The organism is Halomonas sp. ANAO-440 (assembly GCF_019915905.1).
Taxonomy (GTDB): domain Bacteria; phylum Pseudomonadota; class Gammaproteobacteria; order Pseudomonadales; family Halomonadaceae; genus Halomonas; species Halomonas chromatireducens.
On the sequence record NZ_JAHXBV010000021.1, the window covers coordinates 37,840 to 54,709 of the forward strand.

Below are 16,870 nucleotides of genomic sequence, written 5' to 3' on the forward strand. Positions count from 1 at the left end.
CGGACAAAGAATTCTTGAGGAGTCATCACCATGGCAAAGTGGGGAATGGTCATCGACCTGGACAAATGCACGGGCTGCCAGGCCTGTACCACGGCCTGCTCGATGGAAAACAACACCCTGCCGGGGGAGAGCTGGCAGGACGTGCTTTTCTACCATGAGGGCGAGTATCCCAGCGCACAGATGAAGTGGCTGCCGCGGCCCTGCATGCAGTGTGAGAATCCTTCATGCGTGCATGTCTGTCCGACCCGGGCCACCTACAAGGACCCGGATGCCGGTGGCATTGTCTTCGTCGACTGGAACAAGTGCATCGGCTGCAAGTACTGCATGATCGCCTGCCCCTATGGGGTGCGCTTCTATGCCGACGAGAAGCCACTTATCGAACCCGACATCCGCGAGGCCTACCCGAGCGACAACGGCCAGCTGTGGAGCCCGCCCTACCAGAACCCGGAAGAGGACTGGCAGCGAGGCATCGGCATTCAGCCCCCCGGCGTGGTGTCGAAATGCACCTTCTGCTACCACAAGGTCAAGCATGCGCCCGAGGGCGTGGTCGACCTTGATGAGGACAACCCCGAGGTCAAGGAGTACGTGCCGGCCTGCGTGCGCACCTGCGCTCCCAAGGCGCGCTACTTCGGAGACCTGGACAACCCCGAAAGCCAGGTCAATCTGCTGATCGGCGACAGGCATGGCGTACGCCTGAAGGATCACACCGGCAACAGACCGCAGGTCTACTATCTTGGCGCCGGCGCCAGCGTGCCCGCCTTTACTCCTGCCGACAGGGAGCATGACGCATGAATATCTCCATGAAAGACATGCAAACCAGGACTCAAGCAAACGTCCTGCAGGGGCCTCTGGGCTGGGGGCTGCTGGTGGCAGCGGGAATCGTGCTGCTGGCCAGCCTGGCCTTTGCTCTCGTCCAACTCGTGACCAGCGGCCATACCTCGTTCAATACCAGCTCGACTCTTCCCTGGGGTCAACCCATTGCCACTTACCTCTACTTCGCCCTGGCATCATCGGGACTGGGCCTGATCGCTTCGTTGCCGCTGGTGTTCGGCTTCAAGCAGTACTACCCGGTGGCCAAGCGCTGCATCTTCCTGGCCTTTATCGTGCTGATCTCGGGGATGGCAGTACTGGCTCTCGAGCTTGGCAACGTGTTCCGCATGCTGTGGGCCATCCCGCTGAACCTGCAGGTGCAGTCGGCAATGTTCTGGATGGGCGTGTTTTACGCCCTGGACCTGCTGTTCCTGCTGTGGAAGTTCAGCAAGCTGCAGGGCGGCGAATGGGACAGCAAGACCGCCAAGCAGGTGGGTATCGCCTCCTTCATCGGCGTGCTGCTGGCAAGCGGCAACCTGGCACTGATCTTCGGCATGATGAGCATGCGACCGTTCTGGTTCGATGCCCTGCTGCCGATCTATTTCTACTTCACCGGCGTAACCAGCGGCGTGGCCGCACTGGTCTTCTTTACCTACCTGGCCCACGGGTTTCGGCGCGAGCGCATGCCGCCCGCACTACAGGCACTGCTCACAGGGGCATTGCCCAAGCTGTTCGCCGCACTGATCGGCGGAACCCTGCTGTTTATCGCCGTGCGCGCCATCACCGGGCTCTACAGTAACAACCCGGAGATCAACCTGGTGTGGACCGGCTATCTGTTCGCCTCGCCGCTCTACAACGCCTCCCTGCTGCTGGGCCTGTTGCTGCCCTTCGTGGTGATGCTGAGTGCCTCGCTGCGCAACCGCGCAGGCGTACAGGTGCTGGTCGCCTGCCTGGTGTTCCTGGGGCTTTTCGCCGAGCGTTTCTACTTCGTGGTGGGCGGCCAGGTGGTTCCACTCTTCCGCGGCACCTGGCAGCCCGGCCTGATCAGCTACACGCCCTCCGCCACAGAGTGGTCGCTGACCTTTGTCGGCATATCGCTGTGCTTCGTGCTAAACCTGCTGGGTGAGAAATTCCTCAACCTGGGGGATATGCCTCGGCATATGGCCGAGGCTCCGGCCGGCGCCCAGGCGAATACCGCCTGAACCACACTACCAGTCGCATTCTGAAGGAGAAGGTGCAGCCTGCCCGCCGGCAGGCCGCTCCGTCAGCAAGATGACACAATATCCTCGTTTCCCAGATCTGCTGCCGGCTGCTGAATTCAGCCTCTGCCTGTCGCGAGCCTTCCTCGCCCCGACCACGGGGGTGACACTGGCGGAGCTTCGCGGGCCACTGCTCGACGACCTTCGCAACCTGGCCGAGACGCTACCCACGCTCAATACCGAGCGCCTCGAGGCGCTCTCACAGGCACTGGCGGCACTGACCGATACCCAGCAGGTAATGCTGGGCTACAGCCGTCTGTTTCTTACGCCACCGGCGCCTGCGCCGCTCAATCTGGGCGCGTATCTCGACGGTGGCCTGATGTCCCGAAGCGTGCCCTCCATGGAAGCCCTCTATCATCGCCATGGCCTGGAGCGCGACCCGGCGTTCCGAGACCTTCCCGACCACCTTTCGCTCCACCTGCAGTGGCTCGCCTGGGTCTACAGCGAGGCGATGGAGGCACGAGAGGCCGCGACTGACGCCTCCCCCGCGATGACGGACGCCGCGACCATGCTGCACGATTTCACCCTGCCCGCCATGGCCGGGGTTCGCCGCAAGGTGACACAAGCGGCAAAGTACGAGACCACCCTGCCCTGGCGACTGCTGGTCGAATTGACCCATGACCAGTTGACCGAAGACTTCGCGCGCCTAAAAGCTGCACTGCCCTCCTTGGCACTTCAGCAGTCCCGCGCCCCCGGGCAGGTAAAGGTCACGACCGGAGTGGAGTCCTTTGAGGCAAGCGAGGCCCCGCGGGAAACGCTGACCTGCCGCTCCTGTGGCGAGTTTTTCAAGAGCGATCCGGTAATGGCAGAGATGCGCCAACGCCTTACCGCAGCCTGCGTCAGCACCGACCATCTGGCGATCTGCCCCCGCTGCCAGGGCCGCGATGCCGCCTCGCATTCACTGAAGCCGCCCGGCGCAAGCCTGAAGGCGTGGCAGTAAGCAACCGAGAGGAATCTCACATGACACGAATCGCCCCCCTGTGCGAGGTCACTACCGAGTACGTGGTAACCGACGAGGATGGCGAGCGCCTGGCGGCCTCGACACCGGAAATGCCGCTACGCTACATACATGGTACGGGCCAGATGTTGCCGGCTCTCGAGGACGCACTGGAAGGCTGCCAGGCCGGTGACACACTCGGCGTGACGCTGACGCCAGCTCAGGCCTATGGCCCTCACCGCCCCGAACTGGTCTTTGAAGCGGTACGCGAGAACCTGCCACAGGACAGGGATATACGCGTCGGCATGACGCTGACACCGGGCGGGCAGCGGGGGAAATTCTCGCTGAAGGTGGTGGGCTTGACCGAACGCGGCGCCATGCTGGACGGCAACCACCCGCTAGCGGGCAGGATGGCGACTTGGGAGCTTCGGGTCCTGGAGGTCCGGCCTGGCAAGCGGCCAGTGCAGGGGAAGCTGGAATACCAGCCGATCCACTGGGTGGAAGTAGAGTAGCACCAGCGAGTGAATCCGATCAGCACATCGCCAAGCGACGATCGGGCCGGTTCCCCATGGCGGCCAGGCGCGCCTGCAGGTCAACAAGTCGCTGATTCTGGCCCTTCTCGGCCGCCAGCAGCACTTCACTGACCCAGCTGGGGACCGTGTCGGAGAGGCTGTAGTAGACCCACTGACCGTCACGCCTGTCACTCAATAGCCCGCAGGTACGCAACTGAGCCAGGTGCCGTGAGATCTTGGGCTGGGATTCCTCCAGGGCGTGGGTCATTTCGCAGACGCAGAGCTCCTCTTCACGGCGGATCAGCAGCGTCAGCGTCAGGCGGGTCTCGTCGCCCAGGCATTTAAACAGTTTGTTGGGTTCCAGAGAGATCAAGGTACTTCCCAGGTTTCTGAGTTATTACTCAGTTTACCGCAACCTGACCATGGCGTCAGTTCAACCGGGCACTTGCTGTGTATGCCGTTCTGCCCCCGGGCGATCAAAGCAGCAGCCCAAGAGCGGCCAGGGTGCAGAGCGACAGCGATGCTCCCTGAAGCAGGCGGCGATCAAGGCGGTGGGCGATTCGGTCCGCCAGGGCATTGCCGGCGAGTACCGCCGGCAGAAATGTCAACGCCAAACACAGATGCCACAGCTGCACTTGACCCGCGAGCGCCAGCGTTGCCAAGGTCAGCAGTGACGTGATGATAAAGAACGCCGCCAGGTTGCCGCGCAGACGATCCGGTGAGAGCCCATGCAGCAGAAGCACAATGGGGGGACCACCTATGGCAGCCACGGTGCCGAAGATGCCTGATAGCACACCGGCGCCAAAAAGGGTTGCTCCATTGACCGGCAAGCGCAAGCGGAAAAGGGTCACCGCCACGGCGAAAAGCACGCTGGCGGCAATCAGCTTCTCGAGCACGACCATGGGGGCAGTGAGCAGCAGCCATAGCCCGAGGCCATTGCCGGGCAGCCGCCCCACCAAGGCCATGCCAATCTCGCCGACCCGGACCTCATGCCAGTACTGTCGAACCATCATGAGCGAGACCATGAATCCGAACAGCACCAGGATGACCGGTACCAGGCGTGGCTCCAGCATCAATAGCAGCGGCGCCCCTATCACTGCCAGACCGAAACCGGTGGCACGTTGAACGAAGGCCCCCAACATCAGCACCAGCGCACTGCCCAGCCAGACCATGGGGTCCAGATCCAGCCACGACGCCAGCGCCTCAGGCATGGGCCGGCTTGCCTGCAAGGCGACGCAACCCCAGGTTGCCGATCAGCGATGCCAGCAGCATGGTCAATACCATGGGCCACAGGCTCTCGATCTCGAAGATACCGACCATGACGCCGGCAAGTGCGGCAGAACCGAACTTGATCCCGCCCATCATGGCGGTTGCCGTGGCGCTCATATGGCCAAAGTGATCGAGTAGTGCGGACATGGCGTTGGGAGTGATCAGGCCGATCATGCCGGCATAGACCATGACCAGCAGGACGACAACAGGAAGCGTTGCAAGGCCCAGTGCCGCCGCCAGCGCCAGCGCCATGGCAGCGACCAGTTGAATACTGAGCCCGAAATGCAGGTTCTGTTGCGGTGAGTGACGAACCAGCAAATGAATGTTCACCCGATTGGAGAGCGCGATCACCAGCACATTCGCCCCGAACACCACCGGGTACATGGCCGGCGACAGGCCGAAATATTCCAGGTAGATATAGGGCGATGCCGTGATGAAGGCGAACAAGCCGCCGAATGAAGCAGCCACGGCACAGATGTAGCCCATGGCCTCGCGGTGGCGCAGGACACTCGCATAGTTGGCCAGCACCTGGCGAAACGACGCGACGGGCTGGCCAGGATCCCGGGTCTCGGGTAGCCGGGTACTCATCAGCCACAGCAGGAAAGCCGCATAGACCGCCAGGAAGACGAAGATCAGCCACCAGTCGGCGAGATAGAGCAACCCACTCCCCACCACCGGCGCCACCAGCGGCGCCACCATCATGATCATGACCATGGTGGACATCACGCTCGCCGCCTCGCGACCACTGAAGCAGTCGCGAACGATCGCGGCCGAATTGACCACGCAGGCACCGCCTCCCAGCGCCTGGACGAAACGCCAGGCAAGCAGCTCAGGCAGCGTGCTGATGGTGGTAATCGCCAGGCTGGCCAGCAGGAATAGTACTAGCCCGCCCAGCAGGACAGGCTTGCGCCCCACCCTGTCGGAAAGCGGCCCAAAGAGCAGTTGACCGATGGCAAAGCCGGCGAGGAAAACGCTGATCGACAGCTCTGTATGATGAATGCTGGCCCCGATACTGTCGGCGAGCGCCGACATCGCGGGCAGATAGGCGTCGATGGCGAACGGTGCCAGTGCCGTATTGGCTGCCACCAGCAGTGCCACGCGTCGAGGATTGAGATTCAAGACAGCTCCCTGTCGGTTGATGTCCGGCATTTTGCTAGGCTGCTAATGATAGACCAAGTCAGCTCGACTGTCGTGCATCCCCTGTTACCACTGCAGGTCGCTTGCTAAAGTGAGCGGATACTCAACCCCAGGAGCTTGAAAAAATGGCAGAGGACCTGCTTTCACAACTCAAACAGATGAGTACCGTGGTTGCCGATACCGGCGATATCGACACGATCAGACGCTTCACCCCTCAGGATGCCACGACCAATCCGTCACTCATTCTTCAGGCGGCACAGCAGGAAAACCGGCGCGCTCGCCTGGCGGAGATTGCCTGCCACAGCACCGATATCGACGACGCCCTGGACGCCGTGGCGGTAGAAATCGGCAGTGAGATCAGTGCGCTGGTGCCCGGCTATGTCTCGACCGAAGTCAGCGCCAGGCTCTCCTTCGATACCGACGCGACATTGGCGCGTGCGCGCTCCCTGATCGAGCGCTATGACCGCCACGGCATTCCTCCCGAACGCATACTGATCAAGGTCGCAGCCACCTGGGAAGGCATTCGCGCTGCCCGTCAGCTGGAACGGGAAGGTATCCGCACCAACCTGACCCTGCTCTTCAGCTTCACCCAGGCACTTGCCTGTGCCGATGCCGGCGTCACGCTGGTCTCACCTTTCGTCGGACGCATCCTGGACTGGCACAAGGCCGAATGGCCGGATGGCGACTTCAGCGGGGACAACGACCCCGGTGTCAAATCGGTCAGGCGAATCTACGAGCACTACAAGGGGCACGGGTACCGTACCATCGTCATGGGGGCGAGTTTTCGCAACATGGGCGAGATCCAGGCGCTGGCGGGCTGCGACCGGCTGACCATCTCTCCTGCCCTGCTTGGCGAACTGGCGGAGACCCAGGGTCACCTCGAGCGCCGCCTGGTGCCGATCGATGCCGAAACCTCGGCCCCGGAACCCCAGGATGAAGCTGAGTTTCGCTGGTCTCTCAATGAGGATGCCATGGCAACCGAGAAGCTGGCAGAGGGGATCCGTAAGTTCACCGACGACCAGCGTAAGCTGGAAGCGCTGCTGGCAGAATTGCGAAAACAGAACTGAAAAGAAGGTTGTCAGGAGAGGAGCGAGAGCCTGAACGCACGCCGCCAGGGCATGGGCGCCTTGGCGGGAGGAATGCCTAGGCTCGGCTGATGGTAACAGAAGCTGCGTTCAAGGCTGTTTTGAAGCGTCTTCCTGAGCTTCCAGCATCTCGACGAGCGGCTGAAATTCCTCTCGATTATGCTCGTTCATACGCATGAGGATACGGTGCGCCTCGATGATGCGCTGCCGGGTTTCCTCCAGATCGGCCGGTACTTCGGGGAGTTCGCACAGGGCGCAGGACTCGGTGATGGGCGTCTCCATCATGGTGAAGAACTGCGAAAAGCCCATGACCTCAAGCATGCGTTGCACATCGGGGTTGTGAACCACGATGGTGGGTTTGTACAGAATGCGGTCCTTGACCGCCATGGCCACCTTGGCCAGGAACCCCAGGGCGGTGGAATCCACATTGGTTGCCTCACGCAGATCGATAATCAGCGTCTCAAGGCCAGGCGTCTCCGCCAGCTGCTGAGCCTGGGTGTCCAGCGTGGCGCACAGCGTGAGCCGCACGTCACCGCACAGCTTGAGTACGAAGACACCGGAATCGAACGCTGCCTTTACGCGGCCCTCATTAATGATCATCGCCAAATCCGCTCAACATCATGATCGTCAGGTCATCGGGCAGCTCTTCGCCACTGAGATCCTCCTCGGTATCGATATCACCGGAAGCGTGCAGGGCCAAACTGTCTCGAAGTCGTTCCAACGTAGTACAAGTTACGATACGTTGCTCCAGCTCCCTGAGCCTCATGTCGAGCGTCTCGCCCGGCAGGCATTCCAGAATCCCATCTGAGCACAACCATAACGTGAAGTCAGCCGGTAACCTATAGCTCAAACGTGGATAATCCACATTAGGAAACAAACCAACCGGCATGCCCTCGCCGGGCAACTCGACGGCAATGCCTTCAGCTACCAGCAGCGGCTTTGGGAGCTGCGCCCCCAGCGAGTAGTAGAGGCAATGGTCGACATGGTCGATCACGCCAACGAACAGGGTCGCATGCTTGCCGATTCCGGTATCCAGCAGCTCCCGGTTGAGCGCCGCCAGCCAGTCTGAAGGCAGGCGGTCCGGCTGCTTGCCGTCCCACTCATTCAACCAGCGATTACACAGGTACTTTAGCAGAACGGTGACGAATGCAGAGGAGGCACCATGTCCCGAGACATCGGCGAAATAGAACAGCGTGAAACGATTATCAAAGCGCTGGAAGTCGAGGAAATCGCCCGACAGGTAGAGCGACGGCATCAGCCAGTAGTCGCAGGTGATGCCCCCCAGCGTCTGGGGATGGGGAGGCAGTAGCTTGCGCTGGATCTGGCCCCCGGCCTGCTGGTCCAGGCGCAACAGGGCCAGATGAGTCTCAAGGCTCTCATTGAGCTCTTCCAGATGCTGGTTCAACTGGGCCAGGCGCTCGCGATCGAGATTCCTCTCATCCTCGAGCCGACGCAACTCGATGGCCTTGCGGATCATCCGCCGCAGCAGCTGCCCATGTCGCATGGGCTCGACGACATAGTCCACCAGTCCAACGTCCACTGCCGTCAGCAGATCAGCATCGAGACGAGAATCGCTGACCACCACCGTGGGCAGACGCTCGGTGAGGCTTGCCCAGGCAAGGCTCGGCACTGCTCGCGCATGAGCGACGACCAGCGACGTCTCGGCAGGAAGGTCCTCAAGCCGCTGAGCGGCAAGCACCGCCAAGCCATCGCGAGCAATGGTGTCGGCCAGGGCATCACGATATTCCCCGGGCTCATCGAGTACGCCAATCAACGGCTTGGGTGCATCCATGGATCAGGCCTCAATCGGCGAAATCAGAGTCGTCGAAGTCCGCATCGTCAAAATCGAAGTCGAAGTCATCGCTGGCAAAGGGGTCGTCGCCCAGCTCCCCGTCGCTGACTTCGAAACGCCGTCGCTGCAGGTAGGCATCGCGAATAAAGACGTAGCGGTCACCACGTATCAACTCTTCCTGATCGAGAAGGCCTGCACGCATGTCCACTACCCGCAACGCGGTCAGTCCGTAGCGCACCTTGTCATCTTCTACATAAGTGAGAGGATAAGTATAGGTGTCAAGCGGCAGCCCGGCAGTGTCACGCACGGTACTCGGCCCCAGGAGAGGCAGTACCAGGTAGGGACCTTCGCCGACACCCCAGACTCCCAGCGTCTGGCCGAAATCCTCATCGCGTCCGGTGATGTCCATATGAGTCGCAAAGTCCCAGAGGCCGCCGATACCGACGGTGGTATTGATCAGGAAGCGCGAGGTGGCGATGCCGGCATTGCCGGGCTTGCCCTGGAGCAGGCTGTTCAGCGCCGTACGGATCTCACCGAGGTTGGAAAAGAAATTGCCCACCCCTGTCTGTACCGGCTGGGGTGTGACGGTACGGTAACCACGTGAAACCGGTTTGAGAACCGCACGATCCAGCGCGTCGTTGAAGGCGAACACCTGGCGATTGAAGCCCTCCCAGGGGTCATCCGGATGGCGATCCTCGACCGGTATGTTGCTGGCACAGCCGGCCAGCATGACCATTGTCATCAAGGCGACCAGGAGCCCTGTGACGGAGCCGGTCCGTTTATTGCCCATCGCGAGAGACTCCTTTCATGGATAACCGGGGTGTCAGCATCATTGGCGACGCACCACCACGCAGCCGGCACTGTACCCGGCTCCAAAGGAGCAGACTACCCCCAGTGCCCCCGGCGCCAGGTCGGCATGATGCAGATGGAAGGCGATGATGGAGCCTGCCGAACTGGTATTGGCATAGCGATCAAGGATGATAGGCGCCTGGCTGGCATCGGGATCGTGCCCCAGCACACGGCGCGCAATCAGGTCGTTCATGTGGCGGTTGGCCTGATGCAGCCACAGCCGTGAAAGATCGCTGCCGGAGAGCTCGAGGCTGGCCAGGTGGTCGCCGATCAGGGCCGCCACCATGGGACAAACCTCCTTGAATACGCGGCGTCCCTCCTGCACGAACAGCTTGTCGACCGCACGCGGATCCGCGTCGGTGACCCGATTGAGAAAACCGGCATTGTTGCGGATGGCATTCGAGAAGCGTGTCACCAGGCGTGTGCCGAGGATCTCGAAGCGTACCTCTGCGGTTGCCAGCTCCGCGTCCTCGAGCACCACGGCGGTACAGGCATCGCCGAAGATGAAATGGCTGTCCCGGTCACGGAAGTTGAGATGCGCCGAACAGATTTCGGGGCTGACCACCAGCGCCCGCTTCACGTTTCCGGAGCGAATCGCATTGCTGGCCATGTCGATGGCGAAGGTGGCCGACGAGCAGGCCACGTTCATGTCGAAGGCGCAGCCGGTGGCGCCCAGTGCCGCCTGCAGCTCCACCGCCACCGCCGGGTAGGGGCGCTCCAGGTTGGAGCAGGCGACGATGACCAGCCCGATGTCGCTGGCTTCAACACCGGCGGCTGCAAGGGCCTGGCGAGCAGCCGTCAGACCCATTTCGCACTGGATCGACGGCTCGTCGTTGCCCCGTTGCGGCAGGTGCGGACGCATGCGCTCGATATCGAGAATGCCCTCGGCATCCATCACGTAGCGGCTATGTATACCGGAGGCCTTGACGATGAACTCGCTACTGGAGTGCGCCAATGGCACTTGATCGCCAGCCTCGATGGCAGCTGCATTGCGGCCGTTTTCCGCATCGACCCAGCGATTGAAAGACGCCACCAGGGCGTCATTGTCGATGGCGTGCTCCGGCGTGAATAGACCCGTGCCGGTGATCACGACGTCTGTCATGGTGTTCTCCCTCATGCGACCACCTGGCCGCCTGTTCTGTGACGGACACCGGCCTCGCCGATGCCCCATTGTCCTGGGCCTCGCCCTGCTGGCCCCACCCTGCCGCTATCATCAGCCGCCGGTCGGCCTTGTACCTGTCAATTCGTACCTGTCAATTAGTACCTGTCAATTCGGCCCAGCGTCGCTCCAGCCGCTTGGTGGAGACCGGCATCCGGGTGCCGAGTTGCTGTGCGAACAGGGAGACACGCAGCTCCTCGATCCACCAGCCGAACTCGACCAGCTCCGGGGCTTCGTGTCCACCACGCCGCTGGCTCTCACGCCGGGCCGCCAGACGCGCCTCGAAGTCCTGCACCATCTGCATGTGCATCTGGTCGCGCATGCGCTCCCGTGGCGCCTTCTCCAGGCGAAGCAGGGCGGCTTCCATGTAGCGTGGATACTCAAAGAGCCAGTCACCCGCCTCACCCACGAAGCCTGGATGGACAAGACGCTGCATCTGGGCCTTGATATCACTGTAAACCAGCGCCAACGCCAGGCTGAGATTGCCCTTCAACGCCTTGGTCACTGCCAGGTGCCCTTCGAGTCCGGCCTGCAGGGTAGCGACCAGGGTTTCGGCATGCGGCACAAGCTCTGCGGCGGAGCGGCTGATTCGAGACGCCAGTTCCTCCCGCGAGCGAGGCAGGGGCGACATGGCCAGCACCTGGGTGAATACGGCTTCCACCACGTCCTCGTTGAGCTGCCGCTTGCTGCCGACCTTGGCAAACAGCAGCGCACAGGTGTTGAGTCCGGACAGCCGCTCGATGGCCCTGACCTGCTCAGGCAGTCTCGCCATGGCAAGCCGCGCCACCCCGGTGCGATGCGCCCACTCGGCCTTGTCCGGATGGTCGAAGAGTTCGACGCGAAAGGCATCGCCATCGGGCACCAGCGCAGGATAGGCCTCGACCCGGATACCGGCCTGCGTGGTCACACGCGAGGGCGGCAGCGCCTCCATGGGCAGGTCCGTGACCGCCTCGGCGGCACTGGCTTCCGCGGCAAGGGCCCTGGCGCCTTCCCCGGCGGCCGCCTCGAAACGACGCTCAAGAGCCCTGGCATCGCGACCCTCGCCCAGCGCCTTCCCCTCGTGATCGACCACCTTCAGGTTCATGATCAGATGAGGCTCGAGCTGCTCCGTACGCCAGTCATCCGGGTGGACCCGCGCACCGGTCTTGCGGCGCAGGAACTCGCCCAGGGCCTCGGTCAAGGGAATGTCGTCGGGCACCAGTGCCTCGAGGGCCGCATCCACCCAGTCGGGTATCGGCACCACCTGGCGACGCAGCGACTTGGGCAGCGACTTCAGCAGCGCAATGCACTTGTCGCGCAACAGGCCCGGCACCAGCCACTCCAGCCGTGCCAGTGGCAGCTGGGGCAACATGGCAGCCGGTACCGTCAAGGTCACGCCGTCGTCAGGCGCGCCAGGCTCGAAACGGTAGCTCAGTGGATAGCGTACTCCATTCAGCATCAGTTCATCGGGGTATTGTGCCTGGGTGATCTCTTCCGCTTCCCGGGCGAGCAGTGCCTCACGGTCGAACTTCAGAATATCGGGGTCGTCACGCTCGGCTTGCCGCCGCCAATGCTCGAATCCCTTTCCATTGAATATATCAGCGGGAATGCGGGCATCGTAGAAATCGAACAGTGTTTCTTCATCGACCAGAATATCACGCTTTCGTGCCCGATCCTCTAGCCCCTCCACCTCTTCGACCAATGCGCGATTGTGGTCGAAGAAGGCACCTCGTGTGCGGAACTCGCCTTCCACCAGGGCGCGACGCAGGAACAGCTCCCGTGCCTCACCGGGGGCGATGGGGCCATAGTGAACCTTGCGCCCCGAGATGACGGGCAGCCCGAACAGGGTCACCTGCTCATTGGCCACCACCTGGGCCCGCTTCATTTCCCAGTGGGGATCACTGTAGGTGCGCCTGACCAGGTGCCCGGCCAGGGGCTCTATCCACTGTGGCTCGATCCTGGCCACCGTGCGGGCAAACAGCTTCGACGTCTCCACCAGCTCGAAGGCCATCAACCACTTGGGCGATTTCCTGGCCAGCCCCGACCCGGGGTGGATGAAGAACTTGCGGTTGCGCGCGCCCAGGTATTCCCGGTTCTCTGTGAGCAGGCCGAGATGAGACAGCAACCCGGGAAGCAGCGCCTTGTGAAGCTGCACGGCGCTCTCGCGATGTGCCCGCTCCCTGGCCTGCTCGTCCTCGACCTCATTTGGCGCCCGCATGGGAGGAGGTACCTCGATCTCCATCTCGCGCAGCAGCTGGCGCAACTGGCGAAAGGTGTCATGCCATTCGCGCAGGCGCAGGTAATTCAGGTAGTGCTCCTTGCACCAGCGCCGCAGCCGGTTGCCGGAAAACTCGTCGCGCGCCGCCTCGAAGCCATGCCAGAGATTGAGCAGCGCGACGAAATCGGAGTCAGGATCCTGCCAGCGCCGATGGGCCTGATCGGCGGCCTCGCGCTTGTCCGCCGGCCGGTCGCGGGGATCCTGCACCGCCAGTGCCGAGACCACGACCAGCACCTCGCGCAGCCCACCCTGCTCCGCGCCGGCCAGCACCATTCGGGCCAGGCGGGGGTCGATGGGCAGCCGGCTCAGCTTGCGGCCCAGCGGCGTCAGCCGGTTGGCCTGGTCCACCGCGCCCAGCTCGAACAGCAGGCGGAAGCCATCCTTGATGAAACGGGCATCCGGCGGGTCGACGAAGGGGAAATCCTCGATGTCACCCAGCTTCAGCGACAGCATGGACAGGATCACCGAGGCCAGGTTGGTGCGCCGGATCTCGGGGTCGGTGAAGCCAGGGCGGGAGAGGAAGTCCTCCTCGTCATAGAGGCGAATGCAGACACCTTCCGCCACCCGGCCACAGCGCCCCTTGCGCTGATCGGCACTGGCCTGGCTGATCGGCTCCACCGGCAGCCGCTGGATCTTGGACTTGTAGCTGTAGCGGCTGATGCGCACCAGCCCGGGATCGATGACGTAGCGAATGCCCGGTACCGTGAGCGAGGTCTCGGCAACATTGGTGGCAAGCACGATGCGGCGCCCGGCGTGGGCTGCAAATACCCGGTTCTGCTCGGCGTTGGAGAGCCGCGCATAGAGCGGCAGTATCTCGGTGCCCTTGAGGTCGGCACGTCGCAGGGTATCCGCCGCCTCACGGATCTCACGCTCCCCGGGCAGGAAGATCAGGATATCCCGGGGACCATGGAACCAGCGCTTCTCGCGCTCGACCGCCTCGATCTCCTCCACCGCATGCAGGATACCCTCCTGCAGGGTGCGGTCAGCCTCGTCGTCAGCGTCACGCACCAGGGGCCGGTAGCGCACCTCCACCGGATAGGTACGGCCCGACACCTCCACCACCGGCGCCGGCCTTGGCTCGCCATCCTCACTGGGCAGGGCAAAATGCGCGGCGAAGCGTTCCACATCGATGGTCGCCGAGGTAATGATCACCTTGAGATCAGGGCGTCGTGCCAGCAGCCGCTTCAAATAGCCGAGCAGGAAATCGATATTGAGGCTGCGCTCGTGGGCCTCGTCGATGATGATCGCTTCGTAACGGCTAAGGTCCGGATCATGGCGCGTCTCGGCCAGCAGGATGCCGTCGGTCATCAGCTTGATCAGGGTGTCGTCGCCGGTCTCGTCGGTGAAGCGGACCTGGTAACCCACCTGACCGCCCAGGGGCACGGCCATCTCCTCGGCGAGCCGCGTCGCCACGGAGCGTGCCGCCAGCCGGCGCGGCTGGGTGTGGCCAACCAGGCCGCGACGACCGAGGCCCAACTCCAGGCAGAGCTTGGGCAGCTGGGTGGTCTTGCCGGACCCCGTCTCCCCCGCCACCACGACTACCTGGTGCTCGCGCAGGGCGGCAAGAATATCGTCGCGCCGCTCGACCACCGGCAGGGCGTCGGGATAGGCCAGCGTCACCGGCATTGCCTCACGCCGTGCAACCAGCGCGGAGGAACGCTCGACTGCCCGCCCGGCCTCGGCGAGCCCCCGGTCAGCCGGCTTGCCCTCTTTCAGGCGTCGCGCCAGCCCATCGAGCCGACGCTCGAGCCCGGCACGGTCACGCAGCATGACAGCATCGAGCGCCCGATAGAGGCGGTCGAGTTCGTTGTGTTCCGGGGCAGTGGCGGCTGAACCTGGACGGGTGGCGGTGGTCACGGCATCCTCGCGCAAATGGAAAAAACCTGCCCGCTCCGGGCGGGCCGGAACGGGCAGGTCATTGTAACGCTCAGCGGTGGGTCGCGCCTAATGACAGCTGGCGGCGATCCGGGCAGGTCAGGCCTGCTGTTCTCCCTGCCTCCCCTGCTCTTCATCGCGCAGCTGGCGACGCAGCACCTTGCCGACGTTGGTCTTCGGCAGTTCATCGCGGAATTCCACGAACTTGGGCACCTTGTAGGCGGCCAGTTCCTTCTTGCACCAGTCACGCAGGCTCTGCTCGTCGAGGCTCTCGTCCTTGGCGACCACGAACAGCTTGACCGCCTCGCCGCTGCTCTCGTCGGGCACGCCGACGGCTGCCGACTCGACGATGCCGGGGTGGGCCGCCACGACATCCTCGATCTCGTTGGGATAGACGTTGAAACCCGACACCAGGATCATGTCCTTCTTGCGATCGACGATCTTGATGAAGCCATCCTCCTGCAACACGGCGATGTCACCGGTGGAGAACCAGCCGTCGTCGCTGAGCACCTTGGCGGTTTCCTCGTCGAGGTTCCAATACCCCTTCATCACCTGGGGACCCTTGACGCACAGTTCACCGGGCTCGCCCAGCGGCAGGTCGTTGCCGTCGGCATCCACGACCTTCACCGAGGTACCGGCCACCGGCTTGCCGATGGTGCCGAGCTGGATATCATCGACCGGGTTGAAGCTGACAACCGGAGAGGTCTCGGTGAGCCCATAGCCCTCGGCAATATCGCAACCCGTGACTTCCTTCCAGCGCTCCGCCGAGGCCCTGGTCAGCGCCATGCCGCCGGAAATGGTCAGGTGCAGGCGAGAGAAGTCGAGGCTGCGGAAGTCGTCACGGTTGCACAGGGCATTGAACAGCGTGTTCAGGCCAATGAAGGCCGTGAACTTGATGCTCTTGAGCTCCTTGACGAAATTGTCCAGGTCGCGGGGATTGGTGATCAGGATCGAGTGGTTGCCGGTCTTCATCAGGAACAGGCAGTTCACGGTGAAGGTGTAGATGTGATAGACCGGCAGCGGCGCGATCACCACCTCCTTGCCCTCGTCCAGGCCGGGGCCTATGGCCGCTTCCGCCTGCAGCATGTTGGCCACCAGGTTGCAGTGGGTCAGCATGGTGCCCTTGGGCATTCCGGTGGTGCCGCCGGTGTACTGCAGCGCGGCGATATCGTCCAGTTCACGCTCGACCTCGCGATGATTGCGCGAAGCACCGTCCTTCAGCGCCTTGCGAAACGGCACCGCCATGGGCAGCGAGTAGGCGGGCACCATCTTCTTGACATACTTGACCACGGCATTGATCAGGAAGCGCTTGGGGAACCCGTGCAGGTCGCCAAGCTCGGTGACCAGCACATGTTCGATATCGGTGCGGTCGAGCACCTTCTCGAGCTTGTCCGCCATGTTGGCGAGAATGAGGATTGCCTTGGCGCCGGAATCCTTGAACTGGTGGGCCATCTCGCGCTCGGTATAGAGCGGATTGGTATTGACCACCACCAGGCCGGCACGCATGGCGCCGAACACCGCCACGGGGAATTGCAGCACATTGGGCAGCTGGATGGCGATGCGGTCTCCCGGCTGAAGTCCGGTTTCATGCTGTAGCCAGGCGGCAAAGTGTCCGGAGAGCTTGTCCAGTTCCGAGAAGGTGAGGGTCTGGCCCATGCAGGTGAATGCCGGGTTGTCGCCAAACCGTTTCACCGCCTCATGGAAGACATCCATGAGCGACCGGTAATTTTCCATCCCCTTCAATTCGGGGCCAGTCAGTATCTGGGTATTGGCGTGCTCACTCATCAACATAATCTCCGCAGCATCGTCGACGTCGGTCGGTCGCTCGCCATCGATCATCGACAGTTTTTATTGTGGCCAGGCGGCTACGATATACCAGGCGCCACACCACTGTAAAACAGTCGATTGAAACAGGCGTTCATCTCCACG

General features: G+C 62.7%; 14 protein-coding genes. 5 read left to right on the forward strand and 9 right to left on the reverse strand.

What is annotated here, in order from left to right:
• Positions 1-30: 30 nt before the first annotated feature.
• The 4 genes from KZO25_RS14925 to KZO25_RS14940 all read left to right on the forward strand — a co-directional run bounded on the left by KZO25_RS14925 (position 31) and on the right by KZO25_RS14940 (position 3,518).
• Positions 31-792, forward strand: coding sequence for a 4Fe-4S dicluster domain-containing protein (locus KZO25_RS14925; RefSeq protein WP_201025322.1), 762 nt, complete (start codon positions 31-33; stop codon positions 790-792).
• Positions 793-800: 8 nt separating this feature from the next.
• Complete coding sequence (gene nrfD, locus KZO25_RS14930) at positions 801-2,012, forward strand: NrfD/PsrC family molybdoenzyme membrane anchor subunit (RefSeq protein ID WP_223137563.1); 1,212 nt, start codon at positions 801-803, stop codon at positions 2,010-2,012.
• A gap of 70 nt (positions 2,013-2,082) precedes the next feature.
• Positions 2,083-3,009, forward strand: coding sequence for a molecular chaperone (locus tag KZO25_RS14935; protein ID WP_223137564.1), 927 nt, complete (start codon positions 2,083-2,085; stop codon positions 3,007-3,009).
• Positions 3,010-3,029: 20 nt separating this feature from the next.
• Positions 3,030-3,518 (forward strand): peptidylprolyl isomerase, encoded by a 489-nt coding sequence (locus KZO25_RS14940; RefSeq protein WP_223137565.1) that lies wholly within the window; start codon positions 3,030-3,032, stop codon positions 3,516-3,518.
• Between the two features lie 19 nt (positions 3,519-3,537).
• On the opposite strand, the gene KZO25_RS14945 is transcribed toward KZO25_RS14940, so the two are convergent.
• From KZO25_RS14945 to KZO25_RS14955, 3 genes are all read right to left on the reverse strand, one after another.
• On the reverse strand, positions 3,538-3,888 hold the full coding sequence (locus tag KZO25_RS14945) for a metalloregulator ArsR/SmtB family transcription factor (RefSeq protein WP_083517731.1): 351 nt from the start codon (positions 3,886-3,888) through the stop codon (positions 3,538-3,540).
• A gap of 106 nt (positions 3,889-3,994) precedes the next feature.
• A complete protein-coding gene (locus tag KZO25_RS14950; RefSeq protein WP_223137566.1) occupies positions 3,995-4,729 on the reverse strand; it encodes a sulfite exporter TauE/SafE family protein in 735 nt (244 codons plus the stop codon).
• Positions 4,722-5,906, reverse strand: coding sequence for a Bcr/CflA family multidrug efflux MFS transporter (locus tag KZO25_RS14955; RefSeq protein ID WP_066449864.1), 1,185 nt, complete (start codon positions 5,904-5,906; stop codon positions 4,722-4,724). The genes KZO25_RS14950 and KZO25_RS14955 overlap by 8 nt, the downstream gene beginning before the upstream one ends.
• A 143-nt stretch (positions 5,907-6,049) precedes the next feature.
• Here KZO25_RS14955 and tal point away from each other — a divergent pair, with 143 nt between their 5' ends.
• Positions 6,050-6,991: a transaldolase gene (gene tal, locus KZO25_RS14960; protein WP_223137567.1), complete on the forward strand. Its 942-nt coding sequence runs from the start codon at positions 6,050-6,052 to the stop codon at positions 6,989-6,991.
• Positions 6,992-7,099: 108 nt separating this feature from the next.
• Here tal and KZO25_RS14965 read toward each other — a convergent pair whose 3' ends face one another.
• The 6 genes from KZO25_RS14965 to KZO25_RS14990 form a co-directional block, all read right to left on the reverse strand.
• Positions 7,100-7,609 (reverse strand): STAS domain-containing protein, encoded by a 510-nt coding sequence (locus KZO25_RS14965; RefSeq protein WP_066449869.1) that lies wholly within the window; start codon positions 7,607-7,609, stop codon positions 7,100-7,102.
• Positions 7,599-8,801 carry a PP2C family protein-serine/threonine phosphatase gene (locus KZO25_RS14970; protein WP_066449872.1) on the reverse strand — a complete coding sequence of 401 codons (1,203 nt, stop codon included), beginning with the start codon at positions 8,799-8,801 and terminating at the stop codon, positions 7,599-7,601. The genes KZO25_RS14965 and KZO25_RS14970 overlap by 11 nt, the downstream gene beginning before the upstream one ends.
• 10 nt (positions 8,802-8,811) lie before the next feature.
• Positions 8,812-9,591 carry a VacJ family lipoprotein gene (locus KZO25_RS14975; protein WP_223137568.1) on the reverse strand — a complete coding sequence of 260 codons (780 nt, stop codon included), beginning with the start codon at positions 9,589-9,591 and terminating at the stop codon, positions 8,812-8,814.
• A 39-nt stretch (positions 9,592-9,630) separates the two neighbouring features.
• Positions 9,631-10,752, reverse strand: coding sequence for a beta-ketoacyl-ACP synthase III (locus tag KZO25_RS14980; protein WP_223137569.1), 1,122 nt, complete (start codon positions 10,750-10,752; stop codon positions 9,631-9,633).
• Positions 10,753-10,903: 151 nt separating this feature from the next.
• Positions 10,904-14,923 (reverse strand): ATP-dependent RNA helicase HrpA, encoded by a 4,020-nt coding sequence (gene hrpA, locus KZO25_RS14985; RefSeq protein ID WP_223137570.1) that lies wholly within the window; start codon positions 14,921-14,923, stop codon positions 10,904-10,906.
• Positions 14,924-15,040: 117 nt separating this feature from the next.
• The gene (locus KZO25_RS14990) at positions 15,041-16,726 is read right to left on the reverse strand and encodes an AMP-binding protein (protein ID WP_223137571.1); all 1,686 of its coding nucleotides are present in this window, start codon (positions 16,724-16,726) and stop codon (positions 15,041-15,043) included.
• Positions 16,727-16,870: the final 144 nt, after the last annotated feature.